Source organism: Pseudomonas sp. FSL R10-0056, from assembly GCF_009600105.1.
GTDB classification, from domain to species: Bacteria; Pseudomonadota; Gammaproteobacteria; order Pseudomonadales; family Pseudomonadaceae; genus Aquipseudomonas; species Aquipseudomonas bubulae.
Window position 1 is genome coordinate 1 of sequence record NZ_WIWL01000204.1, and the last position, 13336, is coordinate 13336.

General features: G+C 58.4%; 12 protein-coding genes. 9 read left to right on the forward strand and 3 right to left on the reverse strand.

The genetic code is table 11. The annotated features are described in order from the left end of the window. Positions 1-199: 199 nt before the first annotated feature. On the reverse strand, positions 200-2968 hold the full coding sequence (gene polA / locus GHO42_RS18675; RefSeq protein ID WP_094999676.1) for a DNA polymerase I: 2769 nt from the start codon (positions 2966-2968) through the stop codon (positions 200-202). 74 nt (positions 2969-3042) lie between these two features. On the opposite strand from polA, the gene GHO42_RS18680 reads away from it, so the two are divergent. Both GHO42_RS18680 and GHO42_RS18685 read left to right on the forward strand, forming a co-directional pair. Next, complete coding sequence (locus GHO42_RS18680) at positions 3043-3333, forward strand: DUF2782 domain-containing protein (RefSeq protein ID WP_019828138.1); 291 nt, start codon at positions 3043-3045, stop codon at positions 3331-3333. A 56-nt stretch (positions 3334-3389) separates the two neighbouring features. Further along, positions 3390-4340: a homoserine kinase gene (locus GHO42_RS18685; protein WP_095020623.1), complete on the forward strand. Its 951-nt coding sequence runs from the start codon at positions 3390-3392 to the stop codon at positions 4338-4340. Positions 4341-4499: 159 nt separating this feature from the next. Here GHO42_RS18685 and GHO42_RS18690 read toward each other — a convergent pair whose 3' ends face one another. Further along, positions 4500-5420, reverse strand: coding sequence for a zinc ABC transporter substrate-binding protein ZnuA (locus GHO42_RS18690; protein ID WP_095017886.1), 921 nt, complete (start codon positions 5418-5420; stop codon positions 4500-4502). 66 nt (positions 5421-5486) lie between these two features. Between GHO42_RS18690 and GHO42_RS18695 the strand changes: the two genes are divergently transcribed. Genes GHO42_RS18695 through GHO42_RS18710 form a run of 4 tightly spaced genes read left to right on the forward strand, consistent with a single transcriptional unit; the run spans position 5487 to position 8295 of the window. Beyond that, the gene (locus tag GHO42_RS18695; RefSeq protein ID WP_094999679.1) at positions 5487-5969 is read left to right on the forward strand and encodes a Fur family transcriptional regulator; all 483 of its coding nucleotides are present in this window, start codon (positions 5487-5489) and stop codon (positions 5967-5969) included. Beyond that, complete coding sequence (znuC, locus tag GHO42_RS18700; protein ID WP_094999680.1) at positions 5969-6757, forward strand: zinc ABC transporter ATP-binding protein ZnuC; 789 nt, start codon at positions 5969-5971, stop codon at positions 6755-6757. The genes GHO42_RS18695 and znuC overlap by 1 nt, the downstream gene beginning before the upstream one ends. Then, complete coding sequence (gene znuB / locus GHO42_RS18705) at positions 6750-7538, forward strand: zinc ABC transporter permease subunit ZnuB (protein WP_153326748.1); 789 nt, start codon at positions 6750-6752, stop codon at positions 7536-7538. Before znuC ends, znuB begins: the two co-directional genes overlap by 8 nt. Before the next feature lie 37 nt (positions 7539-7575). Next, the gene (locus GHO42_RS18710) at positions 7576-8295 is read left to right on the forward strand and encodes a PA5502 family lipoprotein (RefSeq protein WP_095020625.1); all 720 of its coding nucleotides are present in this window, start codon (positions 7576-7578) and stop codon (positions 8293-8295) included. A gap of 60 nt (positions 8296-8355) precedes the next feature. Here the strand turns inward: GHO42_RS18710 and katE are convergent, their stop codons facing one another. Beyond that, complete coding sequence (gene katE / locus GHO42_RS18715) at positions 8356-10548, reverse strand: catalase HPII (RefSeq protein ID WP_368668074.1); 2193 nt, start codon at positions 10546-10548, stop codon at positions 8356-8358. A gap of 199 nt (positions 10549-10747) precedes the next feature. On the opposite strand from katE, the gene GHO42_RS18720 reads away from it, so the two are divergent. From GHO42_RS18720 to GHO42_RS18730, 3 genes are all read left to right on the forward strand, one after another. Beyond that, positions 10748-11755, forward strand: a complete 1008-nt coding sequence (locus GHO42_RS18720; RefSeq protein WP_094999684.1) for a methionine ABC transporter ATP-binding protein — start codon at positions 10748-10750, stop codon at positions 11753-11755. After that, positions 11755-12429, forward strand: coding sequence for a methionine ABC transporter permease (locus GHO42_RS18725; protein ID WP_094999685.1), 675 nt, complete (start codon positions 11755-11757; stop codon positions 12427-12429). The genes GHO42_RS18720 and GHO42_RS18725 overlap by 1 nt, the downstream gene beginning before the upstream one ends. Positions 12430-12510: 81 nt before the next feature. Continuing rightward, positions 12511-13281: a MetQ/NlpA family ABC transporter substrate-binding protein gene (locus GHO42_RS18730; RefSeq protein WP_094999686.1), complete on the forward strand. Its 771-nt coding sequence runs from the start codon at positions 12511-12513 to the stop codon at positions 13279-13281. Positions 13282-13336: the final 55 nt, after the last annotated feature.

The window sequence follows — 13336 nt, forward strand, 5'->3', positions numbered from 1 at the left end:
CACCACCCATTCAATAAATCTGAGTGGTGTTGGCAGATTTAGTTCCGGGAGCTTAAAAACTCTTTGGAATAAGCCCGGTCTCTGCAGCAGCAATAAATTTTTAGTGTGGGAGCGGGCTTGCTCGCGATGGCATCAACGCGGTCATTGCGACAGACCGCGTCGCCTGCATCGCGAGCAAGCCCGCTCCCACATTCCCTCATTAATGCGCTTCATCCCAGTTGTTGCCCACGCCTACTTCAACCACTAGCGGCACATCCAGCTTCGCCGCTTCGCTCATGTGTATCCGCACTTCATCACGCACCTGGTCCACCAGGTCTTCGCGCACTTCTAGCACCAGTTCATCGTGTACCTGCAGGATGACGCGGGCATCGAGGCCTGAGGCGCTGAGCCAGTTATCCACAGACACCATGGCTTTTTTGATGATATCGGCTGCCGTGCCCTGCATCGGTGCGTTGATTGCCGTGCGTTCGGCGCCTTTGCGCAGCGCCGGGTTTTTCGCGTTGATTTCCGGCAGGTACAAGCGACGACCGAAAATGGTCTCGACATAGCCTTGCTCGGCAGCCTGGGTGCGCGTGCGCTCCATGTAGTCCAGCACGCCCGGGTAACGTGCGAAATAACGGTCGATATAGGCTTGCGACTGTTTGCGGTCGACGCCGATCTGTTTGGCCAGGCCAAAGGCGCTCATGCCGTAGATCAGGCCGAAGTTGATGGCCTTGGCACTGCGGCGCTGGTCGGTGGTGACGTCCGCCAGATCAACCCCGAATACCTCGGCAGCGGTGGCGCTGTGCACGTCCAGGTTGTTGCGGAAGGCATGCAGCAAACCTTCGTCCTTGGCCAGGTGGGCCATGATCCGCAGCTCGATTTGCGAGTAGTCGGCCGCCAGCAGTTTGTAGCCTTTAGGGGCCACAAAGGCCTGACGGATCCGACGACCTTCGGCGGTACGGATCGGAATGTTCTGCAAGTTTGGATCACTTGAAGACAAACGACCGGTCGCCGTGACGGCCTGGTGGTAGGAGGTGTGGATACGGCCCGTACGCGGGTTGATCTGCTCAGGCAGGCGATCGGTGTAGGTGCTTTTCAGCTTGCTCATGGAGCGGTACTGCATCAGCACCTTGGGTAGCGGGAAGTCCTGCTCGGCCAGTTCCGCCAGCACGGCTTCGGCAGTCGAAGGCTGGCCTTTGGCCGTTTTGCTGATGATTGGCAGACCGAGTTTTTCATACAGGATCACACCCAGTTGCTTGGGTGAGCTCAGGTTGAACTCCTCACCGGCAATGGCAAAAGCCTCACGCTCAAGCGCAACCAGCTTGTCACCCAGCTCAACACTCTGGATACCCAGCAGGTTGGCATCCACCAGCGCGCCCTGACGTTCAATACGCGCCAGTACCGGCACCAGCGGCATCTCGATGTCCGTCAATACGCTGTTGAGGCTAGGGATCGCTGCGAGTTTTTCGTGCAGTACATGGTGCAGGCGCAAGGTCACGTCGGCATCTTCGGCCGCATACGGGCCGGCCTGCTCCAGGGAAATCTGGTCGAAGGTCAGTTGCTTGACGCCCTTGCCGGCAATGTCCTGGAAGCTGGTGGTGGTGTGGCCCAGGTATTTGAGGGCCAGGCTGTCCATATCGTGGCGGCTGCCCGTGGAGTCGAGCACATAGGACTCAAGCATGGTGTCGAAGGCAACGCCCTGAACCATGATCCCGCAGGATTGATCGCCACCGATGGCGCAGTTGGCCAGAATATTCATGTCGTACTTGGCGTGTTGTCCGACCTTGGCTTTGCTCGGGTCTTCCAGCAGCGGCTTGAGGGCACGCAATACCGTGTCGCGATCCAGTTGCTCGGGTACGCCCATGTAGGAATGGGTCAATGGAATGTAAGCCGCTTCGCCAGGCTTGACCGCGAACGACAGGCCCACCAGCTGCGCTTGCTGCGCGTCCAGGCCGGTGGTTTCGGTATCAAAGGCAATCAATTTGGCGTCGTTGAGTTTTTTTAGCCACACATCAAAGCGAGCCTGATCGAGGATGGTCTCGTACTGTTGCTCCGCTTCGGCGGGCGCTTCAGGAGCCTCATGCACAATCACCTGCCCGGCACGCTTGGCCTCGCGCTCAACTTCGGCAATCCAGCTTTTGAACTCAAGTTCGGTGTACAGCTCAATCAACTTTTCGCAGTCAGGCGCCTTGAGGTGCAAGTCTTCCAGGCCGATATCCAGCGGCACATCGATCTTGATCGTCGCCAATTGATAGGACAAAAACGCCATTTCGCGATGTTCTTCGAGTTTGGCAGGCAAGTTTTTGGCGCCGCGAATGGGCAGGGTCGGCACGATATCGAGCTTTTCGTACAGATCGACCAAACCACCGCCTACACCCACCAGCAAGCCGGACGCTGTCTTGGGACCAATACCAGGTACGCCTGGAATGTTGTCAGACGAATCGCCCATCAGCGCGAGGTAGTCGATGATCTGCTCGGGCGATACGCCAAATTTCTCTTTAACGCCCTCAATGTCCATCACGCTGCCGGTCATGGTGTTAACCAGCGTGATGTGGCCATCAACCAGCTGGGCCATGTCCTTGTCACCGGTGGAGATGACCACTGGTCGGTCTGCCGCGGCGCTGCTGCGGGCCAGCGTGCCGATGACATCATCGGCCTCCACGCCTTCAACGCACAGCAAGGGGAAACCCAGCGCAATCACACTGGCGTGCAATGGCTCGATTTGCACCCGCATGTCATCGGGCATGCTCGGGCGGTTGGCCTTGTACTCGGCGTACATGTCATCGCGAAATGTCCCGCCCTTGGCATCGAAAACCACCGCGAACGGGCTGTCCGGATACTGCTTGCGCAGGCTTTTGAGCATGTTCAATACGCCCTTCACGGCGCCTGTCGGCAGCCCTTTGGACGTAGTCAGCGGCGGCAGCGCGTGGAAGGCGCGGTACAGATATGAAGAACCGTCCACCAGGACGAGGGGAGCTTGGCTCATGAGCAGGATCAACCTTTTCGGCGAGTCCGGCGCTAGAATGTCCGGACCAATGACGACAAAGGGACAAGGTTATCATGCGCACACTCAATCGCCTGTTGCTGACCGGTTTGTTTGCATTCACTCCGCTGGTAACCTTCGCAGCAGATGAAGCAGTCACCGCCGATCCAGATGTAACCATTCGCACGGAAGGCGATAAAACCATTCAGGAGTACCGTCAAAACGGTTTCCTGTACGCCATCAAGGTCACCCCAAAAGGGGGCAAACCGTACTTCCTGGTACGGGCTGATGGTACTGATGCCAATTACATCCGTTCCGACCAGCCGGATATGCTGATTCCTTCGTGGAAAATCTTCGAATGGAAGTAGCGTCTTAACTTTAATTGGCGCCGCCTTGCGCGGCGCCCGTACTGGCAATTTAAATCATGTCTGTATTCACCCCACTGACTCGCAGCGAGTTGGAAACCTTCCTTGCGCCTTATGAACTCGGCCGTTTGCTCGATTTCCAGGGGATTGCTGCGGGCAGCGAAAATACCAACTACTTCATCAGCCTGGAGCGCGGTGAATTTGTCCTGACCCTGGTTGAGCGTGGGCCGGTCAAAGAGATGCCGTTCTTTATCGAGCTGCTGGATGTGCTGCATGACGCCGACCTACCGGTGCCATTCGCCTTGCGCACCGTTGACGGCCAGGCCCTGCGCGAACTCAAGGGCAAGCCGGCGCTGCTGCAGCCGCGCCTGGCGGGCAAGCATATTCGTGAGGCCAACGCCCAGCATTGCGCCCAGGTTGGCGAACTGCTTGGCCACTTGCATACCGCGACCCGCAACAACGTACTGGAACGCAAGACAGACCGCGGCCTGGACTGGATGCTGGCTGAAGGTCCTGCCTTGATGGCTGGTTTGTCGCCTGATTCAGCAGATTTGCTGCAAAAGGCGCTGCAGGAAATTACTGAGCGTAAGGCGCAGATTCTGGCACTGCCCCGGGCGAACCTGCATGGCGACCTGTTTCGTGATAACGCGATGTTTGAAGGCACTCATCTGACCGGGCTGATCGATTTTTACAACGCCTGCTCGGGCCCGATGCTGTACGACGTGGCCATTGCCCTGAATGACTGGTGTGCAGACGAAGACGGTCAGATCGATGCTCCCCGCGCCCGTGCGCTGCTGGGTGCCTATGCCGCCCTGCGTCCGTTCACTGCCGCCGAGGCCGAGTTGTGGCCGACCCTGTTGCGCGTTGCTTGCGTGCGGTTCTGGCTGTCGCGCCTGATCGCAGCCCAGACCTTTGCCGGTCAGGACGTGCTGATTCATGATCCGGGCGAGTTTGAAAAACGCCTGGCTTTGCGTCAGACGGTGACCGTACAGCTGCCGTTCGCGTTGTAACAAACACTGAAATCAATTGTGGGAGCGGGCTTGCTCGCGATTGTAGCGACGCGGTGTATCTGAACAACCGCGTCGATCCAATCGCGAGCAAGCCCGCTCCCACAGAGGTTCTGGCAAGCCGCAACTTTTGTGAATGTCACACAATCTGTGGGAGTCGGCTTACAAGCTTTCCAGACACCCCGCCAGGTCATTGCCGAGTTTTTCCAGCAACTGCTCATACCCCTGCGCCGTCGCCGGGGTGTAGCCACCCAGGGCATCCAGCTCCGCCAACTTGACCGGTAACCCGGCTGTCAGGGTGTCCGCCAGGCGCGGACGCAGCGGAGGGTCGCTGAAGACACAGGTCTTGCCCACTTCCTGCAAACGCTTGCGCATGGCGGCTACGTGCTGGGCGCCCGGCTGAACTTCCGAAGCCACACTGAAGGTTCCCGTGTGCTTGATGCCGTAAGCGCTTTCAAAATAGTCGTAGCCTTCGTGGAAGACGAAGAACGGTTTGTCGGCAATCCCGGCCAGTCGCGTTTTGAGGCGCGCATTCAACGCATCCAGGCGTTCATTGAAGGCCTTGAGATTGCTTTGATACCTGGTCGCATTGGCAGGGTCTTTTTCACTCAGGTCCGCCGCCATTTTCGCGGCGATCACCCGCGCATTGTCCGGAGCCAGCCACAAGTGTGCATCCAGGGTGCCGGGACGATGATCGTGATCATGTTCGGCGGCATCTTCTTCGTGCGAATGGCTATCTTCGGCGAAATGACGCAATTTCAAGCCCGGCAGGGTTTGTACCGTAACCGATGGCAGGGTGCGGCCCTTGATCACTCGTGGCAGAAACCCTTCCATGTCCGGACCGATCCAGTACAAAAGATCCGCCGACTGCACGCGCCGTACGTCGGATGGGCGCAGCGCATAGTTATGTGGTGAGGCATTGGGCGGTAAAAGCACCTCCGGATGCCCCACGCCGTCCTGCACGGCAGCGGCAATCAGTTGCAGGGGCTTGATGCTGGTCAGCACGTTGACCTCGGCCCGGGCCGGGCTGATCACAAGCAAACTGGCGCTTAGAGCAAGAAAAAGGGAAAAAAGACGGGGCACGATAAGCACTCATGATGGCTGAAACAGGTAACATAATAACGTCTCTCTCAATAATCGTCGCCGCCCATGCCTATAACACCGCTTGCCAGCCGTCCCCACGACCATTCTCATTGTGTCCATAGCGCCCTGACCGAGGCCGATGCCTTGTGTGCGCAAAAGGGCCTGCGCCTGACCGCCTTGCGTCGACGGGTGCTTGAGCTGGTGTGGCAAAGCCACAAGCCGCTGGGTGCCTACGACATTCTTGCAGTACTGAGCGAGCAGGATGGCCGTCGCGCTGCGCCGCCTACCGTTTATCGGGCTTTGGACTTCCTGCTCGACAATGGCCTGGTGCACCGCATTTCCTCACTCAACGCTTTTGTTGGCTGCAGCCACCCCGAGCACCCGCACCAGGGCCAGTTCCTGATTTGCCGCAACTGCCACGCCGCCATCGAGCTTGAGCAAAAGTCCATCAGCGACGCAATTATCAACAGCGCCCGGGATGTCGGCTTTACTGTCGAAGGCCAGACTGTCGAAGTGGTCGGTTTGTGTTCGGGTTGCCGGGAGGCCTGATGAGCGCTGCACTGATTCGCCTGCAACATGTCACTGTGACCTATGCTGGGCAAAACGTACTCGACAATATCGAGCTGAGCGTTGAACCGGGCCAGATCGTGACCCTGATCGGCCCCAACGGCGCCGGCAAGACCACGCTGGTCAAAGCCGTGCTCGGCCTGCTCAAGCCCACCAGCGGCAGCGTATGGCGCAAGCCCAAGCTGCGCGTGGGCTATATGCCGCAAAAGCTTCACGTTGACCCGACACTGCCATTGTCCGTGTTGCGCTTTTTGCGCCTGGTGCCCGGTGTAGACCGTGCCCAGGCCCTTGAGGCGCTAAAGGAAGTCGGTGCTGAAAAGGTCATCGATAGCCCGGTGCAAAGCGTGTCCGGTGGTGAAATGCAGCGCGTGCTGCTGGCCCGAGCCCTGCTGCGCAAGCCCGAATTGCTGGTGCTCGACGAGCCGGTGCAAGGCGTGGACGTGGCCGGTCAATCGGAGCTGTATGCCCTCATCACCCGCCTGCGCGACCGCCACGGCTGCGGCGTGCTGATGGTCTCCCACGATTTGCATCTGGTGATGAGCACCACCGATCAGGTGGTATGCCTCAACCGCCACGTCTGTTGTTCGGGCCATCCCGAGCAGGTGAGTGGTGACCCGGCTTTCGTTGAGCTATTTGGCAAAAACGCACAAAGCCTGGCGATTTATCACCACCATCACGACCATGCTCATGACTTGCATGGCTCAGTGGTTAGCGAAAATAACCCGGCGGCATCCGCCCACGTTCATGGAGAAGGCTGCAAGCATGGCTGATTTTCTGCTTTACGCCCTGCTGGCAGGTCTGGCTTTGGCAATAGTTGCAGGCCCTTTGGGGTCATTCGTGGTGTGGCGGCGCATGGCCTACTTCGGCGACACGTTATCGCACGCAGCCCTGTTGGGCGTAGCCCTGGGGTTCCTGCTGGATATCAGCCCGACCATTGCCGTGACCGTGGGCTGCCTGTTGCTGGCGGTGCTGTTGGTCACGCTGCAGCAGCGACAGTCGCTGGCATCCGACACACTGCTCGGAATTCTCGCCCCCAGCACCTTGTCCCTCGGGCTGGTCGTACTAAGCTTCATGCATGAAGTGCGGATCGACCTGATGGCGTATTTGTTTGGTGACCTGCTGGCCATCAGCCCAACCGACCTGATGTGGATCCTGGGTGGCAGCGCGACGGTTCTGGCCTTGCTGGTTGCACTGTGGCGACCATTGCTGGCGATCACCGTGCATGAAGAGCTGTCCATGGTTGAAGGCCTGCCCGTGGCGGCGTTACGATTGGCCCTGATGCTGTTGATTGCGGTGGTGATTGCCGTGGCGATGAAAATCGTCGGCGTGTTGCTGATTACCTCCTTGCTGATTATTCCGGCGGCCGCGGCCCAGCGTCATGCTCGCTCGCCGGAGCAAATGGCACTGGGCGCCAGCGCACTGGGCATACTGGCCGTAGTGGGTGGCCTTGCGCTGTCATGGTTTAAGGACACGCCAGCAGGCCCGTCGATTGTGGTGTGTGCCGCAGCACTGTTTTTGTTGAGTTTTGTTCTACCCCGTCGAGGGGTGTAGACTTGCTTGTTTTTTGCGCACTTAGAGAGCCGCAGGAATGAAGCTGTTCAACTCCCGTTACTTGCTCCTGGCCGCATTTTCCCTGCTGCTGGGCGCCTGCCAAAGCACGCCGTCGGCCGACACTACTGCCGCCGCCGCACGCGCTACGGCCATCGCACAGCTGGAGCAAAACCTGGCCAGCAGTGAACTCGCGACCGCTGAAGACCAATTGAGCGCCTTGCAGACGCAAACCCCGGATGATCCGCAGTTGGTGCAGTACCAGCGCCAACTGGCCGAGGCCTACCTGCAACGCAGCCAGATCGTCCTGCAAAAGGGTGATGTCAACGCGGCAGCTACCGCCCTGAGCCGTGCCCGCGCCCTGATGCCCAAGGCCCCTGCACTGACCGGTGGGGTCAATAGCGCCATTGCCCAGGCCCGCAAGGCCGAGCTGGACAAGGCTGAAGCCGCCCTCAAGGCTGCCGAGGCCCGACCACCGGCCAAGGTGATCGACCCGGCGGCCGAAAGCACCACCGTTGCACTGAACATCAACGATATTGCCAAACTTCGCCATCAACTGGATTTGATCGCGCAAGATATCGTCAATTACCAGTGCGCCGTCAGCCTGCAGGTTCCGCGTACGGCGGATTATCCATGGCTGGCCACACTGATCAGCAAGCGGGTTAAAAAGATCGACCCCGGGTTTGACCTCAAGCTGAACCGTCAAGTCATTCGCCACGTACCCGCACAAATGGTGCTGATCCCCAGCAAACCGGAATAAAACATCCGGGCATGAAAAACCCGTAGCAGCCAAAGGCTGCTACGGGTTTTTTGTTTTCGGCTAGGCCGGTATTGCCTTGGCCCTGGCCTCCCGTGACCACACGCGGTGTTGCCCGATGGCTGCAAAAAAGGCTTTTAGATCCTGGGCATCCTTGATCGCCAGCAACCCTTCATCTGCCTGTAGGTGCAGCACGTCCAGCAGTTGTCTGGCATCACCCTGCAAGGCGATGGCCTTGAGGTGCTTGTACGCTTCCAGCAGGTAGTGCAAGGCCACTCCGTCGCCGCTCAGTGCCTTGATCGACGCCGCGCCACCCGGTACGTACACCGCGTCGAACGCCACCGAAGGCAAGCCTTCCATCGACGCATCCACAGCCAGCAATGTGCCGTCAGCGGTTTTCACCGGGGCTGACGTCGGCCCCAGCAATTTGGCGTGGGCACCCTCTGCTGCAAGCGCCTGTTTCAGCGCATCGATCGCTTTGCCATCCACCCCGTTGGCCGCCAGGATCGCCACTTTTCGGGTTTTGATATTCCCTGCCAGCAGATTGGCCTGGCTCAGGGCCGGCGACTGGGTAAAGCGAGTCTTGCGCTCAGCTACCGTACCGGCCTTGGGTGCGGGCAAGCCCAGATTTTCGGCGACGCGCCTGGCCAGGCCCAAATCAATATTGGCCAGAATCTCATTCACCTGCCGCGCACGGATAGACTCGCGCTCAACTTTACCCAGCTCAAAGCTGTAGGCAGCAATGATGTGCTCTTGCTCATGGTTGCTCATGCTGTTGAAGAACAGCCGCGCCTGGGAGAAATGGTCACCGAATGATTCGCTGCGCTGACGGATTTTGTTGGCGTCGATGCGTTCCGGGTAACTCTCAAAACCGCCGTCACTGGCCGCCGGTGGGGTTTCTTTTGGCCAGCCGCAATCGATCGAGTTGGGTTCGTAGGCTGCACGCCCCTTGTGGAGGGTGCTGCGGTGCTGGGCATCACGCTGGTTGTTGTGGAATGGCGCCACCGGACGGTTGATCGGGATCTCATGAAAATTCGGCCCGCCAAGGCGACTGATCTGCGTATCCGTATAGGAAAACAGGCGCCCTTGCAGCAACGGGTCATTGGAAAAGTCGATCCCTGGAACAATGTGGCCAGGGCAGAAGGCGACTTGTTCGGTTTCTGCGAAAAAATTGTCCGGGTTGCGGTTGAGGACCATTTTTCCCAATGGCGTAATCGGTATCAGTTCTTCCGGGATCAGCTTGGTCGGGTCAAGGATATCGAAATCAAACTTATGCTCATCTTCCTCCGGGATGATCTGGACACCGAACTCCCACTCCGGGTAATCGCCCGTCTCAATGGCGTCCCACAGGTCACGGCGATGGAAGTCCGTGTCTTTGCCTGCGAGCTTCTGCGCTTCGTCCCACACCAACGAGCAAGTGCCTACACTTGGGCGCCAGTGAAATTTGACGAAGTTAGACTGGCCTTGCGCGTTGATGAAACGAAAGGTGTGCACGCCAAAGCCCTGCATGCTTCTCAGGCTTTTCGGAATGGCCCGGTCGGACATGGCCCAAATGACCATGTGAGCGGATTCCGGAACCAGCGAGACAAAGTCCCAGAAGGTGTCATGGGCCGAGCCGCCAGTAGGGATTTCATTGTGTGGCTCAGGTTTTACAGCATGTACAAAGTCTGGAAACTTCACCGCATCCTGTATGAAAAATACCGGCATATTGTTCCCGACCAGATCGAAGTTACCTTCGTCGGTGAAAAACTTGACCGCGAAACCGCGAACATCACGCACCGTATCCCCGGAGCCCCGCGGGCCTTGCACGGTGGAGAAACGCACGAATACGGGGGTTTGCTTGCCGGGGTCCTGCAAGAATCCTGCTTTGGTCAGTGCGCTGTGGGACTTGTACGCCTGAAAATAACCATGAGCACCAGTGCCTCGCGCATGCACGATGCGCTCGGGAATACGCTCATGGTCAAAATGCGTGATCTTCTCGCGCATGATGAAGTCTTCGAGCAGCGACGGCCCGCGCGAACCGGCCTTGAGGGTGTTCTGATTGTCAGCAATCTTCACCCCTTGGTTGGTTCGTAAGGCCTGATCGGTGGCGTCGTCGCGAAAGGTTTCAAGGCTTTCCAGTTTGACGTTGGTGTTACCACGATCCAGGGTGTCGGTGCCGGCCATCTGGCTCTTGTTGGAAGACGGTTTTTTGCTGCTCATCAGACTAAACTCCTTGTATGCGAAAGCCCTGTGATAAGGGCTTTGTAGACAAATACCGCCCAAGCGGATGCGAGTTGCCTAAGTACTGACGTCTGGCCGTTACCGTCGTTCCTTTTTTCTGACCTTTAGTCGTCTTATTGCCAAATCAAAGGTTTGTGCGCAAATAAATGCTAAGTGCATCTATACGGACAGGCTAAAATGCGCGCCCGGCTTACCGCTGAACTTCTATTTACGCGCCCACAAGGTTCGCTACGTGATTGAGTTTCATAACGTTCATAAAACTTACCGGGTTGCCGGTAAGGACATCCCCGCGCTGCACTCCACCACTTTGCGTGTTGAGAGCGGCCAGGTGTTCGGCCTGATAGGCCACTCCGGTGCGGGTAAAAGTACATTGCTGCGCCTGATCAACCGCCTCGAAACGCCGAGCGGCGGCAAAATCATCGTTGATAACGAAGACGTGACCGCGATGGACGCCAACGGCCTGCGCCGTTTCCGTCAGCAGGTCGGCATGATTTTCCAGCACTTCAACCTGCTGGCTTCCAAGACCGTGGCTGATAACGTCGCGATGCCTCTGACACTGGCCGGTGAATTGTCCCGCAGTGCCATTGATAAGCGCGTTGCAGAGTTGCTCGAGCGCGTGGGCCTGTCTGATCACGCCAAAAAATACCCGGCGCAACTTTCAGGCGGCCAGAAACAGCGTGTGGGCATTGCCCGTGCGCTGGCCACCAAGCCAAAAGTGTTGCTGTGCGACGAAGCCACCAGCGCCCTCGACCCGCAAACCACCGCCTCGGTGCTGCAATTGCTGGCCGAGATCAACCGTGAGCTGAAGTTGACCATCGTGCTGATCACCCACGAGATGGATGTTATCCGTCGCGTGTGTGACGAAGTGGCAGTGATGGACGCGGGGGTGATCGTTGAGCAAGGCCCGGTGGCCGATGTATTCCTGCACCCCAAGCACCCGACCACCAAGCGTTTTGTGCAGGAAGACGAGCAGATCGACGAGAGTGAGCAGCGCGACGATTTCGCTCATGTACCTGGTCGCATCGTACGCCTGACCTTCCAGGGCGAAGCTACCTACGCACCGCTGCTGGGCACCATCGCCCGCGAAACAGGTGTGGACTACAGCATCCTGGCCGGTCGTATTGACCGCATCAAAGACACCCCTTATGGGCAATTGACCCTCGCCATCACCGGTGGCGATATGAAAGCGGCGTTCGCCCGCTTCGTTGCCGCTGACGTTCATATGGAGGTGCTGCGCTAATGGACGCTTTCTTGAGTTTTTTCTCCAATATCGACTGGCTGGAAATCTGGCTGGCTACCGGCGACACCCTGATGATGCTCGGCGGTTCGCTGCTGTTTACCATCGTGTTGGGCCTGCCGCTGGGCGTGCTGCTGTTTTTGTGCAGCCCGCGCCAACTGTTTGAACAAAAGGCGGTGTATGCCTTTCTGTCGCTGGCGGTGAACATTCTGCGTTCGCTGCCGTTCATCATCCTGCTGATTGTGATGATCCCCTTCACGGTACTGATTACTGGCACCTCGCTGGGCGTTGCCGGCGCCATCCCACCACTGGTGGTCGGCGCCACGCCGTTCTTCGCCCGTCTGGTGGAGACTGCCTTGCGTGAAGTGGACCGCGGCATCATCGAGGCGACCCAGGCCATGGGCGCCAGCACGCGGCAGATCATCACCAGCGCCCTGTTGCCTGAGGCGCGCCCTGGTATCTTTGCGGCGATCACCGTGACCGCCATTACCCTGGTGAGCTACACCGCGATGGCCGGTGTGGTGGGCGCAGGTGGTCTGGGCGATCTGGCGATCCGCTTCGGTTATCAGCGCTTCCAGACCGACGTGATGATCGTCACGGTGGTGCTGCTGCTGATTCTGGTGCAGATTCTGCAAACCGTTGGCGACAGGCTGGTGGTGCATTTTTCGCGCAAGTAAGTACCCCCCGGATTAATAAACGTAACCGCCAGCCTGTGGCTGGCAGATACCTGATTTCAGGTATTCCCAAGGAGTTGCTGCATGAAGAAGTTATTTGCTGCTGTGGCCGCTGTTGCGGCGTTCTCGGCCCACGCGGGCGATCTGTCGGTTGCGGCCACCCCAGTGCCTCACGCCGAAATCCTGGAGTTCGTGAAACCTGCACTGGCCAAAGAGGGTGTAAACCTCAAGGTCAAGGTGTTCACCGACTACATCCAGCCAAACGTGCAGGTGGCCGAAAAGCGCCTGGACGCCAACTTCTTCCAGCACCAACCGTACCTGGATGAGTTCAACAAGGCCAAGGGCACCCACCTGATCAACGTTGCAGCCGTTCACCTGGAGCCGCTGGGCGCTTACTCGAGCAAGTACAAAAAGCTGGATGAAATCAAAGACGGTTCTACCGTGGTGATCCCGAATGACGCCACCAACGGCGGCCGTGCGCTGTTGTTGCTGGATAAGGCCGGGCTGATTACGCTCAAGGACAAGACCAACATCCTGTCGACACCCAAAGACATTACCGCCAACCCCAAGAAGCTGAAGTTCCGCGAGTTGGAAGCAGCCACCATTCCACGGGTGCTGACCCAGGTTGATCTGGCGCTGATCAACACCAACTACGCGCTGGAAGCCAAGCTGAACCCGGAAACAGACGCACTGGTCATCGAAGGCAGCGACTCGCCTTACGTGAATATTCTGGTGGCTCGCCCGGATGACAAGGACTCGGCTGACATGCAAAAGCTGGTTGCAGCCCTGCACAGCCCGGAAGTGAAAGCGTTCATTCTTGAGAAGTACAAAGGCGCCATCGTTCCGGCGTTCTGACACCCACTGTCGGAGCAATCCCGCCCCTCTGTGGGAGCGGGCTTGCTCGCGATGG